Consider the following 22386-nt stretch of genomic DNA (forward strand, 5'->3'; position numbering starts at 1 on the left):
TCGCCGGCTCAGACCTGCGCGACCGGCTCCGCCAGCATCGACTCCAGCTGCCGGGCGACGGGCTCCATCGCCAGGAGCTTGACCCGCGTGCCCTGCTCGACGTACTCGGTGTCGAGGATGCGCGCGTTCGCGTGCGCGAACGCCACCACCTCGCCCCGGTCGTAGGGCACGAGCAGCTCGAGCTCGACGTCGGGCTGCGGCAGCAGCTGCGCGATGCGCTCCTGCAGCTCTGCGACGCCCTCGCCGGTGCGGGCCGAGACGAAGATCGACTTCGGCTCGAGCCCGCGCAGCACGATGCGGGCATCCTCGTCGATCAGATCCGCCTTGTTGAAGACGACGATCTCGGGCAGGTCGCGCGCATCCACCTCGCCGATCACGTCGCGCACCGTCGTCAGCTGCGACGCCGGGTCGGGATGCGCGCCGTCGACGACGTGCACGATCACATCCGAGTCGCGCACCTCCTCGAGAGTCGAGCGGAACGCCTCCACCAGCTGGTGCGGCAGGTCGCGCACGAAGCCGACCGTGTCGGCGAGCGTGTACAGACGGCCGTCGGGGGTGCGGGTCTTGCGCACGGTCGGGTCGAGGGTCGCGAACAGCGCGTTCTCGACCAGCACGCCGGCGCGGGTGATGCGGTTGAGCAGACTCGACTTGCCCGCGTTCGTGTAGCCCGCGATCGCGACGCTCGGCACCGAGAACCGGTCGCGGTTCGCGCGCTTCGCTTCGCGCGCCGGAGCGAAACCGGCGATCTGGCGGCGCAGCCGCGCCATGCGGGTGTGGATGCGACGACGATCGAGCTCGATCTTCGTCTCACCCGGTCCGCGGCTTCCCATGCCGTTGCCCGCGCCCACCTGGCCACCGGCCTGGCGGGACATCGAGTCACCCCATCCACGCAGACGCGGAAGCAGGTACTGCAGCTGCGCGAGCTCGACCTGGGCCTTGCCCTCGCGGCTCTTGGCGTGCTGGCTGAAGATGTCGAGGATGACGGCGGTGCGGTCGATGACCTTCACCTTGACCGCGTCTTCGAGCGCACGTCGCTGGCTCGGGGCGAGCTCCGCATCCGCCACGACCGTGTCGGCGCCGAGCGACTGCACGATCGCGGCGAGCTCCTCGGCCTTGCCGCGGCCGATGTAGGTCGCGGGGTCGGGATGCGGACGGCGCTGCAGCAGGCCGTCGAGCACGACGGCGCCGGCGGTCTCGGCGAGCGAGGCGAGCTCGCGCAGCGAGACCTCGGCGGTCTCGAGGTTGCTGCCGGAGTAGACCCCGATCAGCACCACGTTCTCGAGGCGCAGCTGGCGGTACTCGACCTCGGTGACGTCTTCGAGCTCGGTGGAGAGCCCGGCGACGCGGCGCAGCGAGGCGCGAGCCTCGCGATCGAGCTGGTCGCCGTCGCGGTCGTCGTCGTAGTGGTCGTCGGCCTGCAGGCTCACGGAGCGGGCGCCGAAGCGCGACACCGAAGCCCGGCTCTGCTCTGCGGCGAGCACGCGGTCGATGGCGGAGTCTGTGATGGCGGAGTCCGACGGGCGCTCGATGGCGTCGTCGCCCCGCTCCAGTTCGTCGTTCTCGGTCATGATTCGGTCAACCCTAGTTCCTCGGCTCCGGTAGGTTTCCAGCATGTCCGGCGAGCACTACTTCTCCCCCCAGCCGGGGAGCGACTTCGTGCCCCGCACCATCCCCGTGACGCTCGCCGGGCGCCGCGTGGAGGTGACCACCGCCGGGGGCGTCTTCAGCCCCGACCGGATCGACTCCGGCACCGCGGTTCTGCTGGGTGCTGTGCCCGCTCCCCCGCCCGGCGGCAACCTGCTCGACCTGGGCTGCGGCTGGGGCCCGGTCGCGCTCAGTCTCGCTCTCGAATCGCCGCGTGCGACCGTGTGGGCGGTCGACGTGAACCAGCGAGCGCTCGACCTGGTGCGGCGCAATGCGGAGTCGCTCGGACTCGACAACGTCAACGCCGTCACCCCGGATTCTGTTCCCGACGACGTCGTCTTCCGCACCATCTGGTCGAACCCGCCCATCCGCGTCGGCAAGAACGAGCTGCACGAGCTGCTGCTGCGCTGGATGCCGCGCCTCGATGTCGGCTCCGACGCCTGGCTCGTCGTCGCCAAGCAGCTCGGCGCCGACTCGCTGCAGCGCTGGCTGCAGGGCGAACTCGGCCGGGACACCGCGGTCATCCGCACCGCGACCAGCAAGGGATACCGCGTGCTGCGCGTGCGCCGTCGCGCCGGCACGACGGACGTGCTCGCGCCGGAGTGAGGCGCTTCCTCGCCGGCCGCGAGCTGGACGGCCGCGAGCCGATCGGGCGAGCGCTGGGCGTCCGCGCTCGACCGCAGCATCGACCGGCGCGCGCCGAAGCGCCTCTCAGGCGCGCGTGAAACTGCCCGTGTAGACGAGCTCGGCCGGACCGCTGAGCTCGACGCGGGTCGCGTCGCCGTCGGCGCCGACACGCACGCCGACCGTGCCGCCGGGCACATCCACGAGCCAACGATCGATCGTGTCACCCGCGAAGTGGCGAACCGCGAGCGCGGCCGCCGCGGCGCCGGTGCCGCAGGAGAGGGTCTCGCCGCTGCCGCGCTCGTGCACGCGCATGCGGATGCGGCCCGTGCCGTCCTGCACGAGCGGCTCGGCCGGCACGACGAACTCGACGTTGGCGCCGTGCGGCGGGATCGGGCTCACCTGCGGCGCCCGGTGCAGGTCGAGGGCCTCGAGCTCGGACTCCTCGGCGAGCACGACGACGACGTGCGGGTTGCCGACGTCGATGCCGAGTCCGGGCCGATCCACATGGAGGCCGCCGGCGGAGACCGTGGGCTCACCCGCCTCGACCCGGAACACGCCCAGGTCGACGGCCCAGCCGTCCACCTCGCGGCGCAGCCGGCGCACTCCGCTGCGTGTGCCGATCGAGACGGTCTCGCCGACCGCGATCTCGGCGAGCCCCTCGGTCACCAGGTACTCGCCGAAGACGCGGATGCCGTTGCCGCACATCTCGGCGATGCTGCCGTCGGCGTTGCGGTAGTCCATGAACCAGGTCGCGCTCGCGTCGTCGGCGAGCAGGGCGCGTCCCTCGTCGAGGCGCTCGGAGCGGATCGCGCGGATGACACCGTCGCCGCCGATGCCGAATCGGCGGTCGGCCAGCGCGGCCGCGTCGAAGGTCAGCTCGCCCTCGGGGTCGTTGAGCAGCACGAAGTCGTTGCCGGTGCCGTGGCCCTTGGTGAACACGAGGCCGCTCGACGCACTCGCGCCCCCGTCAACCGAGGTGGCGGTGGATGCGGTGGTTCCGAGGGGCGTGCTGCTCACCCGCTCAGGCTACCGGCGCGGTCCTGCGCCCGCCGACGCGAGGCCGCACCCGTGAAGTCGTGGCTCAGATCCGCAGGATCGCCGCCGCGGTGCCGACGCGGTCGGGCGCCAGCGCGTCGAGCCAGTGCGTGTCGGGATACCGGCGGAACCAGCTGACCTGTCGGCGGGCGTAGCGTCGCGTCAGCGCCGCCGCCTCGGCGATCGCGTCCGCCTCGCTCGCCGTGCCGTCGAGCTGCGCGAGCGCCTGCGCGTAGCCGATGGCGCGCGCGGCGGTGAGACCGAAGCCGGCCGTGCGCAGTGCGGCGACCTCGTCGACCAGGCCGGCGGACCACATCCGCTCGACGCGACGGTCGAGACGCTCGGTCAGCTGCGCGCGCTCGAGCTCGAGGCCGATCGTCACCGCGGGGCGCCACAGCGACTCGGAGCCGGGCTGGCCGGTGCGGAACGGCTTGCCGGTCAGCTCGATGACCTCCAGCGCGCGCACGAGACGCCGCCCGTTGCTCGCGCCGATCTCGCGCGCCGAGTCGGGATCGACCTCGAGCAGACGTCGGTGCAGCAGGCCTGGCCCCTGCTCGTCGAGGTCGCGCTCGAGCCGTTCGCGGACGGCCGGATCGGTGCCCGGGAAGTCGTAGTCGTAGAGCACGCTCGAGACGTAGAGCCCGCTGCCGCCGACGAGGATCGGCACGGCGCCGCGAGCCCGGATGCCGTCGATCGCGGCGCGCGCCTTCCGCTGATACGCGGCGACGCTGGCCTCCTGAGAGGGTTCGAGCACGTCGAGGAGGTGGTGCGGGATGCTGCGCCGCTCGGCCGGGTCGAGTTTCGCGGTGCCGATGTCCATGCCGCGGTAGAGCTGCATGGCGTCGGCGTTGACGATCTCGGACGGCACGCCGTCCCGTGCGAGGGTCTCGGCGAGATCGAGCGACAGCTCGGATTTGCCGGTGCCGGTCGCGCCGATGATCGCGACGATCGGCAGCTGATCGGAGGGCACGGCGGATCCGGCCGCGCGGTCGCCGCGGGCGGGATCGCTCACGGTCAGAGTCCGGGGCGCAGCGGGATGCCGTCGCGCAGCGACGGGAGCCCGAGACTGACGCCGCCGCCCGCGGCCGGGGCGTGCGCCGGGACCGCACAGCTCTCGGCCTGGTCGCGATCCCAGGCGTCGCCCGCGCGGGTGCGGCGCACGGGGATCGGGGCGCCGTTCGCCGAGTCGGCGATCAGGTAGAACGGGGCCGCACGGCTGACGACGACCGAGGCGATGTCGCCGGGCCGCGGCTCGACGCTGCCCGGGGTGAGCTCGAAGTGCACGAGGCGGCCGTCTTCAGCTCGTCCCGACAGGCGACTCGTCTCGGCGTCACGACGACCCTCAGCTGGGGCGACGAGAACCTCGACGGCCGTGCCGATGAGCTTCTGGTTCTCTTCGTGCGAGATGCGCTCCTGCAGCGCGATGAGGCGTTCGTATCGCTCCTGCACGACCGCCTTGGGGAGCTGATCTGGCAGCGTCGCCGCGGGCGTTCCGGGGCGGATGGAGTACTGGAACGTGAAGGCCGACCCGAAGCGCGCCTGCTCGACGACGCGCATCGTCTCCTCGAAGTCCTCGTCGGTCTCACCGGGGAAGCCGACGATGATGTCGGTGCTGATCGCGGCGTGCGGCATCTTCGCGCGCACGCGGTCGAGGATGCCGAGGAAGCGCTCAGAGCGGTAGGAGCGGCGCATGGCCTTGAGGATGCGGTCGGAGCCGGACTGCAGCGGCATGTGGAGCTGCGGCATGACGGCCGGCGTCTCGGCCATCGCGTCGATGACGTCGTCGGTGAACGCCGCCGGGTGGGGGCTCGTGAAGCGGATGCGCTCGAGGCCCTCGATGGCACCGGCCGCCCGGAGCAGCTTGCCGAAGGCGAGGCGGTCGCCGAACTCGACGCCGTAGCTGTTGACGTTCTGCCCGAGCAGGGTGACCTCGATGGCGCCGTCGTCAACGAGCAGTCCGATCTCGCTGAGGATGTCGCCGGGGCGACGGTCGCGCTCCTTGCCGCGCAGGCTCGGCACGATGCAGAAGGTGCAGGTGTTGTTGCACCCGACCGAGATGGAGACCCAGCCGCTCGCGGCGGACTCGCGACGGGTCGGCAGCGTGGACGGGAAGACCTCGAGGGCTTCGAGGATCTCGAGCTGGGCGTCGCCGTTGTGCCGGGCGCGCTCGAGCAGGGTCGGCAGCGATCCCATGTTGTGCGTGCCGAAGACGACGTCGACCCAGGGGGCCTTGTCGAGGATGACGGATTTGTCCTTCTGAGCGAGGCAGCCGCCGACGGCGATCTGCATGCCGTCGTGCTCGCGTTTCGCGGCGGCGAGGTGACCGAGCGTGCCGTAGAGCTTGTTGTCGGCGTTCTCGCGCACCGCGCACGTGTTGATGACCACGACGTCGGCCTCGACGCCGTCGTCAGCGCGGCGGTAGCCAGCAGCCTCGAGCGAGCCGCTGAGCCGCTCGGAGTCGTGCACGTTCATCTGGCAGCCGAAGGTGCGCACCTCGTAGGTGCGCTGGCGGTCGGCCGTGGGCTCGGTGGTGGTGTCGAGCAGCGTCATGGTGCGACGAGTCTAAGCCGCGAGACGAACGCGGACGGTCAGCGGAACCGCACCCCGGATCCGCGGTCGGCGCCCGCCAGCGCGGCGTCGACGGCGGTGCGCACCGTGCTGCCCGAGTAGCCCCGCCGCGCGAGGTACGACGACAGCCGGCGCACGGCCGTCTCCCGGTCGAGCGAGCGCAGCTGCGCAGCGCGCTTCACCGCGATCTCGCGGGCTCGGGCGAGCTCGTCGCCGGTGTCGACGAGTTCGAGCGCGTACTCGATCGCCGCGGGAGCGAGCAGCCGCCGGGTGAGCTCGGCGGCGATCGCCGTGCGACCGAGTCCCTTGCGCTCCTGCAGCGTGCCGACGAGCTGCTGCGCGAGCGCCATGTCGTCGAGCAGCCCGACCGATTCGAGGCGAGCGAGTTCCGCCTCGATCTCTCCCTCGTCGAACTCGCGCTGACGCAGCACGCGCTCCATCTCGCGCCGCGACATCCCGCGTCGCGTCAGGGCGTGCATCGCCACGTTCTCCGCCCTGCGGGCGGCCTTCGCGGCCGCGCGCTCGGCGGCCTGCTCCTCGCGCGCGAGCGGGCCGAGATCGTCGACATCGGCATCCTCGTCGCGGTCGTCGTCCGACGCGGAGGAGGCTCCCCAGCTCGACCGCGCACCGGCTCGATCGATCCCGGGCGTCGCCCACTCGGGATCACCGTCACCCGTGGCAGACCTCCGCGCCGCCGCACCCGACGAGTTGCGTGCGTCCGAAGCACCCGTGCGGTCGGATGCGCCGCCGCCGGCATCGCCATCGTGGTCCGCGCCGACTCCCGCGCCCGCGGCTCCGCGCGCCGGGTGCCGCGAAGCCCCCATCCGCGCGCGTCGGCGCTCGAGCAGCTCGTCGACCTCGCCGAGCACGGTCGCGAGCGTCGGGAGTTCGTCGCCGCCGCGCGGCGCCGCCGCCGTCTCCGTGCGCTGAGCATCGCGCGCGCCCGGCAGCCAGGTCACCGGCGCCAGTCGCGCGTCGGCCGAGTTCGAACTCGCGTCGCCGAGGGCAGCCTCGTCGGTCTCGGCGCCGCGATACCAGCCCTCGTCGCCGCGCGTGCCGTTGCCGTTGCCGTTGCCGGAGTCGCTCATGCCCTGCGTCCTTCCGTCGTGCCGCCGTGGTGCGGCTCAGATATGGCTCCGGCCCGGGAGCGCGCTCGCGCGCACCCGGGCCGGCTCTTCACTCGTGGATGGTCTCGAACTCCGTCACGACCATCGGCTCGACCTCGGTCAGGCGCTCGCGGCCTTGCGGGCCTTGATCCCGTCCTCCAGCGAGGCGACGTTCTCCGCCTCGGCGGCGGCAGCCGCCAGCTCGGCGGCCTGCGCCGCCTTGCCGGCCTCGCCCACGCCGAGCTTGCCGAGGATCTTCGTCTCGATCTCCTGCGCGATATCGGGGTGCTGCAGCAGGAAGTTGCGGGCGTTCTCCTTGCCCTGACCGAGCTGGTCGCCGTCGTAGGTGTACCAGGCGCCCGACTTCTTGACGATGGCGTGCTCGACGCCGTAGTCGATCAGGCTGCCCTCACGCGAGATGCCGACGCCGTAGAGGATGTCGAACTCGGCCTGCTTGAAGGGCGGCGCCATCTTGTTCTTGACGACCTTGACGCGAGTGCGGTTTCCGACCGCGTCTGCGCCGTCCTTCAGGGTCTCGATGCGGCGGATGTCGAGGCGGACCGAGGCGTAGAACTTCAGCGCCTTTCCACCCGCGGTCGTCTCGGGGCTGCCGAAGAACACGCCGATCTTCTCGCGCAGCTGGTTGATGAAGATCATCGTGGTCTGCGTCTGGTTCAGACCGCCGGTGAGCTTGCGCAGAGCCTGCGACATGAGGCGGGCCTGGAGGCCGACGTGCGAGTCGCCCATCTCGCCCTCGATCTCGGCGCGGGGCACGAGCGCCGCGACGGAGTCGACGACGATGAGGTCGATCGAGCCGGAGCGCACGAGCATGTCGGCGATCTCGAGGGCCTGCTCACCCGTGTCGGGCTGCGAGACGAGCAGCGCGTCGATGTCGACGCCGAGCTTCTTGGCGTACTCGGGGTCGAGCGCGTGCTCCGCGTCGATGAAGGCGGCGATGCCGCCGTTGCGCTGCGCGTTCGCGATCGCGTGCAGCGTCAGGGTCGTCTTACCCGACGACTCCGGACCGTAGATCTCGATGATGCGGCCGCGCGGGAGCCCGCCGATGCCGAGCGCGACATCCAGCGCGATGGAGCCGGTGGGGATGATCGCCACGGGGGCGCGCTCGTCGCTGCCGAGACGCATGACCGTGCCCTTGCCGAACTGACGGTCGATCTGCGCGAGGGCGGTCTCGAGGGCCTTCTCGCGGTCTGCTGCTGTGGGCATGTGCCGGTTCTCCTTCTGCTGGGCGAGCGGTGCTCGCGGTCGGTGCGCCCGTCTTCTGTCGTCTCCGTCGGGCCGATGTAGCAAGGCCGTCTGCTTCCGACAGGGCTGTCGAGCCATCTGTCTTCGACGAGATCGACGCTAGGCCCGGCCGCCGACATCCCGAGGGATCGACGGGCGGAACCAGCACAACTCGTCTTCGAAAGAGGCTGTGGAGGAATCGTAGCGAGAAGCGAACAGATGTTCGAGTGATTCGAACGTCGGCGTGTCGTGGTTCGAAGGAGATCGAACGCGGATCGACGACGCACAGCGTCGCGGGGGCGAGCGCGACGGGCAGCGCTCAGTCGCGCGGATCCGGGAGCCCGACACCGTGCCAGCGCTCGCGCGGCACATCCCGCGACCGGCACAGAGCCAGCCACACCTCGCGGGCCGGGATGCCGGCCGCGAGCGCCGCCTTCGGGGTGCGGTCACCGAGCTCGCCCAGCTGCGAGTCCTCGATGAGCACGCGACCGAAGGCCTCGCCGAACTCGTCGGCGACGGCACGCTGGAACTCGCTGACCTTCACCCGCACCACGCTAGACGCCGCGGCCGACGCCCGCCGACCACGCGCCGCTCCGCGTCCCAGCGCGCCGGCTCGGACCGCACCGACGCACCCGGGACACGACGAAGCCCCGGTCCTCACGGACCGGGGCTTCGCGATGTCTGTCGTGCACGGGGTCAGCGCACCGCGAGTCCGGCGTCGAACTCCGCGACCAGCTCGTCGGGGAGGGTGTCGGGCACCAGCGGCGTCACACCCTCGAGAACGGCCAGTCGGTCGCCGACCTCGCGCATGATGCTCGAGATCGGGGTGTCGAGAGCCTCGGCCACGGAGGCGAGGATCTCGGAGCTGGCTTCCTTCTGCCCGCGCTCGACCTCGCTGAGGTAGCCGAGTGCGACGCTGGCCTTGCTGGCGACCTGGCGAAGGGTCATGGCCTTCTGCAGTCGCACGTCACGGAGGACATCGCCGATTTCCTGTCGAACCAGAACCATGGTGATCCTCCTTCACTGTCTCGCCTCACCGGAGAGGCCAAGATAGCGCTCCCGATGCGAGAACTCTAACCAGCCCGGCCTGTCAAAGCCGTGTGAGGTCATTGCTTGTAACGTGATCGAAACCGCCGCCATTCCCCAGACCCCAGTGCGCGGGTCAGGGAGTCGGGAGCGGTCCTGCGGCGGGTGCTGTCGGCCCGGTCAGCGGGACGTGACGAGCACCTCGTCGAGCAGGGCGAGCACGGCCTCCACCGCTCCCCGCCGGATGGCGGCCCGGTCACCGGCGAGGGCGAGCTCCCGCACCTCGGTGCGGTCGTCGAGCGCGACGGCGACGAACACCGTGCCGACCGCCTGGCCGTCTTGCGGGTCGGGGCCGGCGACGCCGGTCGTGCCGAGACCGACCCGGGCGGGGATGCCGTCGACGGCCAGCGCGGTGCGGACACGCTCCGCGAGCTGAGCGGCGACACCGGGATGCACGGCGCCCTCGCGGGCGAGCAGGTCGCCGTCGACGCCGACGACATCGCGCTTGAGCGGCGTGGCGTAGGCGACGACTCCCCCGTGCAGGACGGCCGAGATGCCCGGAACCGACACCAGCTCGGCGACGACGAGGCCGCCGGTGAGAGATTCGGCGACGGCCGTCGTGAGCGCGCGATCGACCAGTTCGGCGCCCAGGTCGGCGACGCGGCGCGGAGTGGCGGACACGGCAGGAGGGGCGGTCAGGTGCGTGGAGCGGAGCCCGCCGCGCCCGCGCCGTCTGACGGCTTCGCGCGGCCGGCGCGCGCCGCCGCGACGAGGTACTCGACACCGCTGCCGACCGTGAGCAGCACGGCGAGCGTCATGAGCCCGGTGTTGACCCAGTGCACCCAGTCGCCGAGCAGCGTCCAGAACGGGATCAGCGCGACGGTGACGGCCACGGCCTGCACGACCGTCTTGATCTTGCCCCAGATGGAGGCGGCGATCACGCGGTCGCGCAGCGCGATGAAGCGGAAGACGGTGATGCCGAACTCGCGCACGAGGATGACGATCGTCACCCACCACGGCAGCTCGAGCAGGATCGACAGCGCGATGAGCGCACCGCCGACGAGGATCTTGTCGGCGATCGGGTCGACGAGCTTGCCGAAGTCGGTGACCAGGTTCTGGCGGCGCGCGAGGAAGCCGTCGACCGAATCGGTGAGGATCGCGACGAGGAAGAGCGCCGCGGCGACCCAGCGCAGCACGCCGTCACTGCCGGCGTCGCTCAGCAGGAGCCAGATGAACACCGGGGCGAGCAGGATGCGCACGACCGTGATGATGTTCGCCACGTTGCCGAGGCTCGCCTGCGTGTCGCCGTGCGAGGCGACGCGGCCGCGCATCGGGTTCGTGCGGGGGCCTGTCGCGGGCGATTCGGACGAGCGTGATCCGCCCGAACCGGACTTGCCCGACGGGGTCGAGGAGAGGGCCATCGACTACCCCCTGCCGGTCAGATTCCAGGCGTCCTCGTCGTCCGAGTCGCCGTCGACCTCAGGATAGCCGCTGGTCATCGCGGCGACGGGGTCGTCCAGGGGATCCCCGGCGGCACTGCCGCCGGTCGCGCCACCGCTCGGGCGCGGGGCCATGGGAGCGCCGGAACCGGCGCCGGAGCCGGAGCCGGAACCATCGGGACCGGGCTCGCCGCGCAGACGCGCGAGCACCTCGGGCAACTGGTCGGGCGTGACGAGCACGTCGCGGGCCTTCGACCCCTCGGAGGGGCCGACGATCTCGCGCGATTCCAGCAGATCCATCAGGCGCCCCGCCTTCGCGAAGCCGACGCGCAGCTTGCGCTGCAGCATCGACGTCGAGCCGAACTGGGTGCTGATGATCTGCTCCGCCGCCGCGAGCAGCAGCTCGAGGTCGTCGCCGATGTCGGCGTCGATCTCGCGCTTCTCGACTACGGCCGCGACGTCCTCGCGGTAGTCGGGCTGAGCCTGCTTCTTGACGAACTCGACGACCTCGGCGATCTCCGACTCCTGCACCCAGGCGCCCTGCACGCGCACGGGCTTGCCCGCGCCCATCGGCAGGAAGAGGCCGTCACCCTGGCCGATGAGCTTGTCGGCGCCGGGCTGGTCGAGGATGACGCGCGAGTCGGTCATGCTCGACACTGCGAAGGCGAGGCGCGAGGGCACGTTGGCCTTGATCAGACCGGTGACGACATCCACCGACGGCCGCTGCGTGGCGAGCACGAGGTGGATACCGGACGCCCGCGCCAGCTGGGTGATGCGCACGATCGACTCCTCGACGTCGCGCGGGGCGACCATCATCAGGTCGGCCAGCTCGTCGACCACCACGAGGAGGTACGGGTACGGCTGCAGCACGCGCTCGCTGCCCGGGGGCAGCTGGATCTCGTTCGCGAGCACGGCGCGGTTGAAGTCGTCGATGTGGCGGAAGCCGAACGACGCGAGGTCGTCGTACCGCATGTCCATCTCCTTCACGACCCACTGCAGCGCCTCGGCGGCCTTCTTGGGGTTCGTGATGATGGGCGTGATCAGGTGCGGGACGCCCTGGTAGATCGAGAGCTCGACGCGCTTCGGGTCGACGAGCACGAGGCGCACCTCGGCCGGCTTCGCTCGCATGAGCAGCGAGGTGATCATCGAGTTGATGAAGCTCGACTTTCCCGATCCGGTGGAGCCGGCGACGAGCAGGTGCGGCATCTTCGCCAGGTTCGCGACGACGAAGCCGCCCTCGACGTCCTTGCCGAGTCCGATCGACATGGGGTGCGAGCTCTTGCTCGCGGCGCCCGAGCGCAGCACGTCGCCGAGCGAGACGATCTCGCGGTCGCGGTTGGGGATCTCGACGCCGATCGCGCTCTTGCCGGGGATGGGCGAGAGGATGTTGACCTCGTTGGAGGCGACCGCGTAGGCGATGTTCTTGGACAGGGCGGTGACCCGCTCGACCTTGACGCCGTGACCGACCTCGACCTCGTAGCGGGTGACGCTCGGACCACGCGTGAAGCCGGTGACCTTCGCGTCGACCTGGAACTGCGTCAGCACGCTCGTGATGGCCGCGATGATCTCATCGTTCGCGGCCGTGCGCGCCTTCGGCGGGGTTCCAGCGGAGAGCGACGAAGCCGGGGGAAGCCGGTACGGGCGCTTCGGCGCCGGCGCTCCGGGACGCGCAGGAGCGGCGACCGCGGGGGCGACCTCGGGCTGCTCGCCCGTGTCGCCGTCATCGCGGATGCCGACCGCGGCGGGCGCGACGTCTCCGGTGAAGCGGTGCACCGCCTCCTCGGCCTTCGCCAGCTCGTCGAGGAGATCGAGGTCGATTCCGCCGTCGTCGGCCGTCGGGGTCGGCTCGATGATGTCGGTCGCGGCGGTGTGCTCGAGCTCGTCGACGACGGGGGTGTCGAAGGCGTCGGGGTCCTTCTTCTTGCCGCGACGCCACCACGGCATCGAGGTCTCGTCGTCCATGTCGAGGCCGAGGTCGCTGAAGGCGTCCATCTCGCCGGTGCCGCTGACGTCGTCGCCCGTCGCCGCATCCTTCGCGGGCTTCTCGGCGAGCTGCTCGCCGAAAAGCCAGGCGTAGAGCTCGCGGACGCGTCGGCCGATGCGGTTCGGCGGCGTCTTGGTCATGATGAACAGCGAGATCACGAGCAGGAACGCCACCAGCGGAGCCGAGTACCACGGCGACCCGAGCGAGGCGAGCGGCTGGGCGACGACCCAGCCGATGACGCCGCCGCCGATCGCGAGGCCCGGCATCCCCTCGGCCGGCTGCGGCAGGCCGCCGACGAGGTGGCAGATGCCGCTGATGCTGATCAGGAACAGCACGAGGCCGATCCCGATGCGGGTGTTGTCGTGAACGCTCGACGGATGCCGGAACAGCCAGACGGCGAACAGCAGCATGATGACCGGCAGAGCGAAGGCGACGCGGCCGAAGAGCCCGCCGAAGGTGTACATCTCGATCGCCTGGGCGATCTCGTTGCGCTGCAGGAACCACTCGACCGCCGCACCCGCGACCGCGAGCAGCAGCAGCAGGAAGGGCACGCCGTCGCGGCGCTCCTCCTTCGCGAGGCCTTCCTTGCCGAACAGTCGCGCCGCACCGCCGGCGACGTGCGCGAGCCCCAGCCAGGCTCGGGCGAGCAGTCCCTGCTCGGGGGCCTGCTTCTCGGGCTTCGGCACGGGCAGCTTCTTCGTCACCGCCTGGGTGCGGGAGCCTCCGCGCGCGCCGGAACCGCTCTTCGCGCCGGAGCGCGCGCGGGAACCCGACCGGGTGCTGGTGGCCATGGGGTCACGGTAGCCGCGAGCACCGACGCGGGCGGGGAGGCGCGGCGGTGACGCGCCGTTCGACGGGCCCTGCCGCGGCGGGGACGCGCCGTTCGACGAGCCCTGCCGCGGCGGAGACGCGCCGCTCGACGCGCCCTGCCGCGGCCCCGGTCGCATCCACGTTCACAGCCGGATCGCGTCGATCGGCTTCACGCGCACCGCGACGAGCGCGGGGACGAGCCCGGCGAGGGCGCCCACCGCGGTCGCCGAGACGAGACCGACGATCGCCGCCGAGATCGGGAACGGCGGCAGATCCTGCACCGGGGTGCTCATCATCATCGAGACCAGCGGCGACTTCATGACGGCGACCGCGAGAGCGACGCCGATGAGCCCGGCGACGACGGTGGCGACGACGCTCTCCATCATGACCCCGAAGAACACCCGCCCCGCCGTGGCGCCGAAGCTGCGGCGGATGCCGATCTCGCGCACCCGGTACTTCACCGTCACGAGGGAGATGTTCACGAGGCCGAGCGCACCGAGCAGCAGCACGAGACCCGCCACTCCCCCGACGCCGAGCTTGACCGGCAGCAGCGGGTCGCCGTCGAGATACGCCGCGTAGTCATTGCGGCTGATATTCGTCTGCCAGCCGTCGCCGAGCGACGCGGAGATCGACGAGTCGAGGCGCTTCATCAGCTCCTTCGCCTGGGACGGCGGAACCCACGCCTCGTAGGTGGGCTGCGGGACGTAGGAATCGGGGCCGTAGTCCATGGGAGTGAAGCCGACCCGCTGGTAGTCGTCATAGAGCAGGTTCATGGTCGGGCATCCGCCCTGACAGTCGTCGCCGGTGACCCCGATCACGACGGCGGTCGTCGGCTGCACTCCCGAGAGCGGGAAGTGCGGATGCGTGCTCAGGTCGGGCTCGCCGAGCATCTGCCAGAGATCGCGATTGATCACCACCGCCGGCGCGAAGCGCTCGGCGTCGCCATCGGTGAACCAGCGTCCCTCGCGGATCGCGAGCCGGTGCATCGTGACGTAGTCGGCGTCGAAGGCCTGGAACTGCACGGGCGTCTCGCCGGTCGGCAGCTGCACGAGAGTCTGATCCATGATCGTGCGGCTCGTGTGCGTGATGCCGTAGCGCTCCGCTGCCGCGTCGAACGCGGCCGTGGTGAGCGCCGAGTCGGCGGCCTCTCCTGCGGAGTTCGTCGGCTGGAGGGAGAGCAGCGCCGGGCGACCGCCGAACCGCTCCTGCTGCTCGCGCAGCGACTGCTCGGCGATGGCGCCGAGAGCGGTCACGGCGGTGAGCGCGGCGACCGCGACGGCGACGCCGATCAGGCTGAGCATCACGCGCAGGCGGCTGACGCGCAGCTCGCCCCAGGCTTCGACGAGCGCGGCGGCGATGGAGGTGAGGAGGCGCATCAGAGCACCTCACCCGACGTCGACGGCCCGGCGAGCGGGGCGACCGGGGGCGCGAGCGCGGGCGCGGCGGCGGACGTCGGCGCGGCGAGCGCCGGCTCAAGGCGGACCTCCGCCCCCGACGGCGTCAGGATGCCCTGATCGAGTCGGTAGTGCCGACGCGCGAGCGCGGCGACGTTGGGGTCGTGGGTGATCGTGATCAGCGCAGCACCGGAATCCTCGGCGACCTGGTCGAGCAGCGCCATCACCCGCTCGCCGGTCTCGACGTCGAGGGCTCCGGTCGGCTCGTCGGCGAGGATCAGCCGCGGACCTCGCACGAGCGCCCGAGCGATCGCGACGCGCTGCTGCTCACCGCCCGAGAGCTGGGTCGGCAGAGAGTCGAGGCGCGACCCGAGACCGACGCGATCGAGCATCTCGGCCGCGAGTCGGCGGCGCCGCCAGAACTGGGCCGGGCCGGCGTAGAGCAGCGGCGTCATCACGTTCTCGAGCGCCGTGCGCCCGCCCAGCAGGTTGAACTGCTGGAAGATGAAGCCGACATCCCGGCCGCGTCGGCGGTCGCGCTGGCCCGAGCGCATCCGCTCGAGAGGGATCTCGTCGAAGACCAGTCGGCCCGAGGTCGGCTCGTCGAGCAGCCCCAGCAGATTGAGCAGCGTCGATTTGCCGCTGCCCGACCGGCCCACGATGCTCACGTGGTCGCCGACCTCGACCTCCAGGTCGATTCCGCGCAGGATGTGCAGGGGCTCGGCGTCGGGGATCCGCACGGTGCGGGTGACCTGCTCGAGACGGAGGAGCGTCATCGCTCAGCCCTGCGCGGAGCCGTCGGGGCTCTTCGCGGGAGCTCCGGGGACGAACTCGAGGATCTGGTCGCCCTCGGCGAGCCCGCCCGTGATCTCGACCTTGTCGCCGTCGCTGAGACCGAGCTTCACATCCTTCTTCACCGGCTTGCCGCCCTGGGCGTCGGGCACGTAGACGATGCCGCTGCCCGCCGAACCCTGCACGGCGGTCGCCGGCACGGTCAGCACGTCTTTCGCGACGCCGCCGGCGATCGACATCTTCGCGGCGAGCCCCGTGAACACCGTCACCTCGGCGGGCACGGCGCAGCGCACCGTGGTGGTCGGAGTGGATGCGCCGGCGTCACCGGAGGCGTCACCCGATGCGGACGCGCCGGCGCCATTGAGCGGCGTCGTGATCGTCAGACCGCCGCAGGTGAACGGCGCCGGACCGCCGACGATCGTGACCGTCGCGGCATCCGGTCGGTTCAGCAGGCGGTACTGGTCGGCCGCGGCGAGGCCGCCCGACACCGAGAAGGTGGGCGGGGCGACCTGCGCGATCGCGTCGCCGACCACGACCTGCTGGCCCACGATCACGGGCAGAGCCGAGAGGGTGCCCGCCGCGCCGGCCTTGACGACGACGGTCTTGCGCACGGGCTGGCCGTCGGGCGAGACCGTCTCCGAGCGCACGGTCGCGATCGGGGTGTCGGCGTTCACCTGCGCTCCGACGCCGGCCGACACCTTCGTCACCTCGCCGGCCAGAGTGGCCTTGACCGGCACCGCGGGGTCGGCGGAGACCGTCGCGTCGAGCTTCACCTCGTTGGTGATCGTGCCCTTCTCGACCGCGATCACCGGGTCGACGACCTGCCCGGTCGGCTGGGCGGTGTCGGAGCTGCCGCCCGTCAGGCCGTCGATGAACGCGAGCTTGACGAGCGCGACCGCGATCGCGGCGAAGACGACGAGACGGAGGATCGGGAAGACCCACTTCCGCGCGATGCCCATGGAGACCTCCGGGGTGTGACGAATGCTCTGTTCACCCTAGGGGCGGGCAGTGCGCGGAAGATCATCCGTCAGGACGAGATCACGCGCGTGTCGCTCCGCCGCCCGACCGACACGCCGCGCTCGGCACGGCCCGAGCCGGATCGCCGACGGTCGGCACCCGGACGCGCGGACGCGGGCCCGCCCCGGAGGACGGACCCGCGTGCGATGCGAGACAGGCCGAGCAGTCGGCGGGGTCAGGCCTCGATGACGACCGGGACGATCATCGGCCGACGACGGTGCTGCGTGTTGACCCAGCGGCCCACCGTGCGACGCACGACCTGCGCGAAGCCGTGCTGATCGCGGGTGCCGTTCTGGGCCGCCTCGCTCAGCGCGGCGACGATCTTCGGCTTGACGTCGTCGAAGACCGCTTCGTCCTCCGCGAAACCGCGCGACTGGATCTCCGGCCCGACGATGACGCGTCCGGTCTGCTTGTCGATCGCGACGAAGATCGAGATGAAGCCCTCCTCGGCGAGGATGCGGCGGTCCTTGAGGTCGGCATCCGTGATCTCGCCGACGGTCGAGCCATCGACGTACACGTAGCCGAGGTCGAGCTGGCCGACGACGTTCGCGAGGCCGTCCTTCAGGTCGAGCACGATGCCGTTCTCGCCGATGAAGGTGTTCAGCTCGGGCACGCCGGTCTCGACCGCGAGCGCGGCCGACGCCGTCAGGTGACGGGCCTCGCCGTGCACCGGCAGAACGTTGCGCGGCTGCAGGATGTTGTAGCAGTAGAGCAGCTCGCCCGCCGCCGCGTGACCCGAGACGTGCACCTTCGCGTTGCCCTTGTGCACGACCTTCGCGCCGAGCTTCGTCAGGCCGTTGATGACGCGGTAGACGGCGTTCTCGTTGCCCGGGATCAGGCTCGAGGCGAGGATGACGGTGTCGCCCTCGCCGACCTCGATCTGGTGGTCGAGGTTGGCCATGCGCGCGAGCACGGCCATCGGCTCGCCCTGCGAGCCCGTGCTCATGAAGACGACCTTCTCGTCGGGCAGCTTCATCGCCTTCTTGGCGTCGATCAGCACGTCGTCGGGCACACGGAGGTAGCCGAGCTCGGCGGCGATGCCCATGTTGCGGATCATCGAGCGGCCGATCAGGGCGACCTGGCGTCCGTTGCGCGAGGCGGCGTCCAGAACCTGCTGCACACGGTGCACGTGGCTCGAGAAGCTCGCCACGATCACGCGGCGCTTCGCCTTCGCGATGACGTTCTCGAGTACCGGGCCGATATCGCGCTCGAGCGGCGTGAAGCCGGGCACGTCGGCGTTCGTCGAGTCGGGCAGGAAGAGGTCGACCCCCTCCTCGCCGAGCCGCGCGAAGGCGCGCAGGTCGGTGATGCGCTCGTCGAGCGGCAGCTGATCCATCTTGAAGTCGCCGGTGTGCAGCACGAGGCCCGCGGGGGTGCGGATCGCGACGGCCAGCGCGTCGGGGATCGAGTGGTTGACGGCGACGAACTCGGTCTCGAACGGCCCGAGCTTCTCGATCTGGCCCTCGTGCACGATGTGCGTGTAGGGCTTGATGCGGTGCTCTTTGAGCTTCGCCTCGACGAGCGCGAGCGTCAGGTTGGAGCCGACGAGCGGGATGTCGTCGCGCAGGCGCAGCAGGTACGGCACGGCGCCGATGTGGTCTTCGTGACCGTGCGTCAGCACGACCGCGACGATGTCATCCAGTCGATCGCGGATCGGCGCGAAGTCGGGGAGGATCAGGTCGACGCCGGGCTGGTGCTCTTCGGGGAAGAGCACGCCGCAGTCGACGATGAGGATCTTGCCCTCGTACTCGTAGGCCGTCATGTTGCGGCCGATCTCGCCGAGACCGCCGATCGGGATGACGCGCAGCGTTCCCGGCTGCAGCGGGGTGGGTTCGTAGACGTCGGTGGCGGGCATTCTGTCCTTGTGGTGGTCGTGGCCGGAGCGCCCGGCCGGTGTTCTAGCGCGTCGTACCGGCGACCTTGGGCAGCGCGCCGCCGGCGGCGGCGTTGCGGTCGGGCCGGAAGTTCGTGAAGTCGACGCCGTCGATGGCGCCGACGAGGGCGAGCTCGTCCTCGATCTGAGCGGCCTCCCACTCCTCCGGTCCGACGAGCGGCAGACGCACGCGGGGGCTGGAGATGCGGCCGAGGCCGTGCAGCACGTACTTCGCCGCGACGGTGCCGGGCACGTGGGTCATGATCGCGCGCACGAGAGGCTCGAGAGCCTGGTGCGCCGCGGTCGCCGTGGCGAGGTCGCTCGCGTTCACGGCGTCGATGATCGTGCGGTACGGCGCGGAGGCGACGTTCGCGGTGACGCCGATCAGGCCGGTCGCGCCGATCGACAGGTGCGGCAGCACGTTGGCGTCGTCGCCCGAGAAGTAGAGCAGGTCGGTCTGGTTCAGCACCCGGCTGACCTGGCTGAAGTCGCCCTTCGCATCCTTGATCGCCCGCACGTTCGGGTGCTTGGCGATGCGCAGGATCGTCTCGTAGGCGATCGGCACGCCGGTGCGGCCGGGGATGTCGTAGAGGATGACCGGGAGGTCGGTCGAGTCGGCGACCATGCGGAAGTGGGTGAGGATGCCCGCTTGGGTCGGCTTGTTGTAGTACGGCGTGACGATCATGATGCCGTCGGCGCCGGCCTTCTCGCTGGCCCTGTAGAGCTCGATCGCGTGCGCGGTCTCGTTCGAGCCGCCGCCCGTGATGATCTTGGCGCGGCCGGCGCTGACGCTCTTCGCGACCTCGACGAGCTTGATCTTCTCCGGGTCGGTCAGGGTGCTGGTCTCACCGGTGGTGCCGGTGACGACGATGCCGTCGGCGCCATCCTGGATGCAGCGGTCGATGTGCTTCTCGACGTCGTTCCAGTCCACTTCGCCGTCGGCGGTGAACGGAGTCACCAGCGCGACGAGGACCTGACCGAACGGGTTAGCAGAAGTCGACACGACCCCAGGCTAGCGGAGGGCCGCGGTGCTGTTCTCCCGCGTCATCCGTCGTTCGCCGGCCCGAGCACGGCCCGGGCCGGCGATGCGCGGGCGGGTCAGGGGGCGACGCGGCCGTTCGCCTGGAAGGCGGCGTGGGTGAGCGGCATGAGCGGCTGCCACAGCCCCTCCATCTGCTCGGCCGCCATCTCGATCTCGCGCTGCGGGAACGAGGGGAAGTGAGAGTCCTCGTGCTTCGTGCGCAGCGACAGGAAGTTCATGAGCGACCGCGCGTTCACGGTCACGTACATGGACGAGTAGATCGAGAGCGGCAGCACGGCGCGGGCGACCTCGCGGGCGATGCCGGCGGCGAGCATCCGCTGGTAGCTCTCATAGGCCTCGGTCGCGACGCGGCGGCTCTCGGCGACGACCAGCTCGTGCTGCTCGACCGTGCCCTCCTCGAAGACGTAGGCGCCGGGCTTGCCGACCTGGATGAGACGACGCTCGGGGCCGGGCACGTAGAAGACGGGACGCAGCTCGCGGTAGCGACCCGACTCCTCGTTGTAGCTCGCCATGCGGTGACGCATGAACTCGCGGAACACGAAGATCGGCGCCTGCACGTAGAAGGTGAGCGAGTTGTGCTCGAAGGGCGAGCCGTGGCGGTCGCGCATGAGGTAGTTGATGAGGCCGCGGTCGCGGTCGGTGGCCTCGGTTCCGGCGGCCGCCGCGTCCAGCGTCTTCTCGCCCTGGGTCGACACGCGCGCGGCGAACAGCACGTCGGAGTCGCTCGCGCTCGAGCGCACCAGCTCGACCTTCACGTCGGAGCGGAACACCGGCTCCGGAGCGGCGGCGGCAGCCGGATCGGAAGCGGACGAGGCGGCGGGAGCGGGAGCGTCGGACACGGCCTTCACCCTAGCGAGCACGACCGACCTCATCGACGCACCCGGCCGGATCGTCCCATGCGGGTCGCCTCGCGCGGCCCGAATCAGGGAGTCGCGTGGATGACCGGATCCGCGTCGGCGCCCGCGCGTAGTGTGAGCGGCACCCGCCGGAGCCGTGCCGCACCTCGGTGCCGTCGCTCCGCATCCCGCCGTCCCGGCACCCCGCGAGGAGGACCCCATGGCAGTGACCAGCGAGGCGACGACGCTCTGGTTCGGCGATCTGGCGAGCGGATCGGGCGCGACCAGCCTCGACTCCTCCGACGCGGGCGAGTTCCCGGTGACCTGGGCGGCGCGCGCCGAGGGCGTCGCGGGCCGCACGAACCCTGAGGAGCTGCTCGGCGCCGCGCACTCCGCCTGCTTCTCGATGGCCCTGTCGAACGCGCTCGGTCAGGCGGGCACCCCGCCGGAGAGCCTGCAGATCACCGCCGCCGTGACCTTCGCGCCGGGTCACGGGATCACCGGCAGCCACCTGCTCGTTAGCGCCAAGGTGCCCGGTCTCAGCGAGGCCGGCTTCATCGCGGCGGCCGAGGACGCGAAGAGGAACTGCCCGGTGTCGCAGGCCCTCGCCGGCATCCCGATCACGCTCGAGGCGAGCCTCGCCTAGGCGACGGCCGACGACGCGCCGCGCGCGCCGCGCTCCCGCCGACGGCGTCGCGACGCCGGCACCGCATCCATCCGCTCCCCCGACCCGAAAGACGCCCGCATGGCCCGTTCACGCCGGGTGCTGATCTCCGGAGCCTCCGGGCTCGTCGGCACCGCCCTCACGAAGTCCCTCCGCTCCGCCGGCGAGGAGGTGCGCCACCTCGTGCGCCGCGATCCGCGCAGCTCGGAGGAGGTGAGATGGGATCCGGCCGCCGGCCGACTCGACCCCGCCCAGCTGGAGGGGGTGGACGCGGTCGTCAACCTGTCCGGCGCGAGCGTCGGCCGCATCCCCTGGACGGCCGGCTACCGCGCCGAGCTGCGCGACTCGCGCCTCGACACGACCCGCACGATCGCCACGGCGATCGGTCGCGCGAAGTCTGCCCCGCGGGTGCTCATCAACGCCTCCGCGGTCGGGATCTACGGCGACCGGCCCGGCGAGCGGCTCAGCGAGGACTCCGCGCCCGGCAGCGGTTTCCTGCCCGAGCTCGTCGTCGACTGGGAGGCGGCCGCGCAGGGTGCGGCCGATCGCACCCGCGTCGTCAGCATCCGCTCGGGCGTCGTCGTCGCGCACAGCGGCGGATTCGGGCCGGTGCGGCAGCTGACGCAGTTCGGCCTCGGCACGCGCTTCGGCTCGGGAGGTCAGTTCTGGCCGTGGATCTCGCTGTTCGACGAGGTCGCGGCGATCCGGCACCTGCTCGACTCGGAGCTCGCGGGTCCGGTCAACCTGGTCGGCCCGACCCCGGCCACGAGCGACCGCGTGACGCGGGTCTACGCGCGCGAGCTGCACCGGCCGCGGCTGCTGCCGGCGCCGGAGTTCGCGGTGCGGATGCTCGGCGAGGCCGGTCAGCGCCTGCTGCTCGACAGCGCCGAGGTGCTGCCGACGCGGCTGCGCTCCGACGGCTTCCACTGGAAGCACGGCGAGATCGACGACGCGGTCGCGGCCGTCGTGCGCGGCGAGGCCTGAGCGGCGCGGCCGCTCTAGAGCTCAGGCCCGGGAGTAGCGGATCGCCTGCCGCGTCGCCCAGCGCGCCCGGCGGCGGTCGCCGCTCGCGTCGTAGACGAGACCCAGTCGGAACCAGGCCCGCCAGTCGTCGGGGGCGGCTTCGACCGCCTCGCGGTAGCGGGGGAAGACGGCCTCCGCGGCGTCGCGGTCGACGCGCCCGCTCGCCTGCACCGGCAGGGGTTCGGCGGGCATCCCGTTCTCGGACTCGAGCCGGGCGGCGAGCCGGTCGGCGCGCACGGCGAAGATCAGCTCGGCGGCGAGCGC

Annotated in this window: 20 protein-coding genes; 3 read left to right on the forward strand and 17 right to left on the reverse strand. The window is 71.4% G+C overall.

Translation table 11 applies throughout. The features are described from left to right. Positions 1–8 precede the first annotated feature (8 nt). Positions 9–1568: a GTPase HflX gene (gene hflX / locus FJ657_RS12110; RefSeq protein WP_141163850.1), complete on the reverse strand. Its 1560-nt coding sequence runs from the start codon at positions 1566–1568 to the stop codon at positions 9–11. A gap of 43 nt (positions 1569–1611) precedes the next feature. Between hflX and FJ657_RS12115 the strand changes: the two genes are divergently transcribed. Further along, on the forward strand, positions 1612–2250 hold the full coding sequence (locus FJ657_RS12115; protein ID WP_141163851.1) for a class I SAM-dependent methyltransferase: 639 nt from the start codon (positions 1612–1614) through the stop codon (positions 2248–2250). A 105-nt stretch (positions 2251–2355) separates the two neighbouring features. Here FJ657_RS12115 and dapF read toward each other — a convergent pair whose 3' ends face one another. The 16 genes from dapF to thyX all read right to left on the reverse strand — a co-directional run bounded on the left by dapF (position 2356) and on the right by thyX (position 20369). Continuing rightward, on the reverse strand, positions 2356–3210 hold the full coding sequence (gene dapF / locus FJ657_RS12120) for a diaminopimelate epimerase (protein ID WP_255447318.1): 855 nt from the start codon (positions 3208–3210) through the stop codon (positions 2356–2358). Between the two features lie 142 nt (positions 3211–3352). Continuing rightward, positions 3353–4276, reverse strand: a complete 924-nt coding sequence (gene miaA, locus FJ657_RS12125) for a tRNA (adenosine(37)-N6)-dimethylallyltransferase MiaA (protein ID WP_219995925.1) — start codon at positions 4274–4276, stop codon at positions 3353–3355. A gap of 44 nt (positions 4277–4320) precedes the next feature. Next, a complete protein-coding gene (gene miaB, locus FJ657_RS12130) occupies positions 4321–5856 on the reverse strand; it encodes a tRNA (N6-isopentenyl adenosine(37)-C2)-methylthiotransferase MiaB (RefSeq protein ID WP_141163854.1) in 1536 nt (511 codons plus the stop codon). Positions 5857–5894: 38 nt separating this feature from the next. Beyond that, positions 5895–6962, reverse strand: coding sequence for a regulatory protein RecX (locus FJ657_RS12135; RefSeq protein WP_141163855.1), 1068 nt, complete (start codon positions 6960–6962; stop codon positions 5895–5897). 138 nt (positions 6963–7100) lie between these two features. Further along, positions 7101–8204: a recombinase RecA gene (gene recA, locus FJ657_RS12140; protein ID WP_141163856.1), complete on the reverse strand. Its 1104-nt coding sequence runs from the start codon at positions 8202–8204 to the stop codon at positions 7101–7103. A 337-nt stretch (positions 8205–8541) separates the two neighbouring features. Next, positions 8542–8766, reverse strand: a complete 225-nt coding sequence (locus FJ657_RS12145) for a DUF3046 domain-containing protein (RefSeq protein WP_181408950.1) — start codon at positions 8764–8766, stop codon at positions 8542–8544. Positions 8767–8918: 152 nt separating this feature from the next. After that, positions 8919–9230: a helix-turn-helix domain-containing protein gene (locus tag FJ657_RS12150; RefSeq protein ID WP_141163858.1), complete on the reverse strand. Its 312-nt coding sequence runs from the start codon at positions 9228–9230 to the stop codon at positions 8919–8921. 198 nt (positions 9231–9428) lie between these two features. Next, positions 9429–9929: a CinA family protein gene (locus tag FJ657_RS12155; RefSeq protein ID WP_141163859.1), complete on the reverse strand. Its 501-nt coding sequence runs from the start codon at positions 9927–9929 to the stop codon at positions 9429–9431. A gap of 14 nt (positions 9930–9943) precedes the next feature. Continuing rightward, positions 9944–10579, reverse strand: a complete 636-nt coding sequence (gene pgsA, locus FJ657_RS12160; protein WP_141164030.1) for a CDP-diacylglycerol--glycerol-3-phosphate 3-phosphatidyltransferase — start codon at positions 10577–10579, stop codon at positions 9944–9946. 93 nt (positions 10580–10672) lie between these two features. Continuing rightward, entirely contained in the window at positions 10673–13462 is a 2790-nt protein-coding gene (locus FJ657_RS12165) for an FtsK/SpoIIIE family DNA translocase (RefSeq protein WP_141163860.1), read from the reverse strand. A 162-nt stretch (positions 13463–13624) separates the two neighbouring features. Beyond that, positions 13625–14857: an ABC transporter permease gene (locus FJ657_RS12170; RefSeq protein WP_141163861.1), complete on the reverse strand. Its 1233-nt coding sequence runs from the start codon at positions 14855–14857 to the stop codon at positions 13625–13627. Next, entirely contained in the window at positions 14857–15651 is a 795-nt protein-coding gene (locus FJ657_RS12175; RefSeq protein WP_141163862.1) for an ABC transporter ATP-binding protein, read from the reverse strand. Before FJ657_RS12175 ends, FJ657_RS12170 begins: the two co-directional genes overlap by 1 nt. Before the next feature lie 3 nt (positions 15652–15654). After that, positions 15655–16626, reverse strand: a complete 972-nt coding sequence (locus FJ657_RS12180; protein WP_141163863.1) for an efflux RND transporter periplasmic adaptor subunit — start codon at positions 16624–16626, stop codon at positions 15655–15657. A gap of 233 nt (positions 16627–16859) precedes the next feature. Continuing rightward, positions 16860–18539, reverse strand: a complete 1680-nt coding sequence (locus FJ657_RS12185; RefSeq protein ID WP_141163864.1) for a ribonuclease J — start codon at positions 18537–18539, stop codon at positions 16860–16862. Between the two features lie 43 nt (positions 18540–18582). After that, on the reverse strand, positions 18583–19560 hold the full coding sequence (dapA, locus tag FJ657_RS12190; RefSeq protein WP_141163865.1) for a 4-hydroxy-tetrahydrodipicolinate synthase: 978 nt from the start codon (positions 19558–19560) through the stop codon (positions 18583–18585). A gap of 95 nt (positions 19561–19655) precedes the next feature. Beyond that, positions 19656–20369: an FAD-dependent thymidylate synthase gene (gene thyX / locus FJ657_RS12195; protein ID WP_255447319.1), complete on the reverse strand. Its 714-nt coding sequence runs from the start codon at positions 20367–20369 to the stop codon at positions 19656–19658. Positions 20370–20655: 286 nt separating this feature from the next. Here thyX and FJ657_RS12200 point away from each other — a divergent pair, with 286 nt between their 5' ends. Both FJ657_RS12200 and FJ657_RS12205 read left to right on the forward strand, forming a co-directional pair. Next, complete coding sequence (locus tag FJ657_RS12200) at positions 20656–21081, forward strand: OsmC family peroxiredoxin (RefSeq protein ID WP_141163867.1); 426 nt, start codon at positions 20656–20658, stop codon at positions 21079–21081. A gap of 99 nt (positions 21082–21180) precedes the next feature. Next, the gene (locus FJ657_RS12205) at positions 21181–22083 is read left to right on the forward strand and encodes a TIGR01777 family oxidoreductase (RefSeq protein WP_141163868.1); all 903 of its coding nucleotides are present in this window, start codon (positions 21181–21183) and stop codon (positions 22081–22083) included. Positions 22084–22386 lie beyond the last annotated feature (303 nt).

The sequence above is a fragment of the Schumannella soli genome (assembly GCF_006517435.1).
In the GTDB taxonomy this organism is placed as follows: domain Bacteria; phylum Actinomycetota; class Actinomycetes; order Actinomycetales; family Microbacteriaceae; genus Schumannella; species Schumannella soli.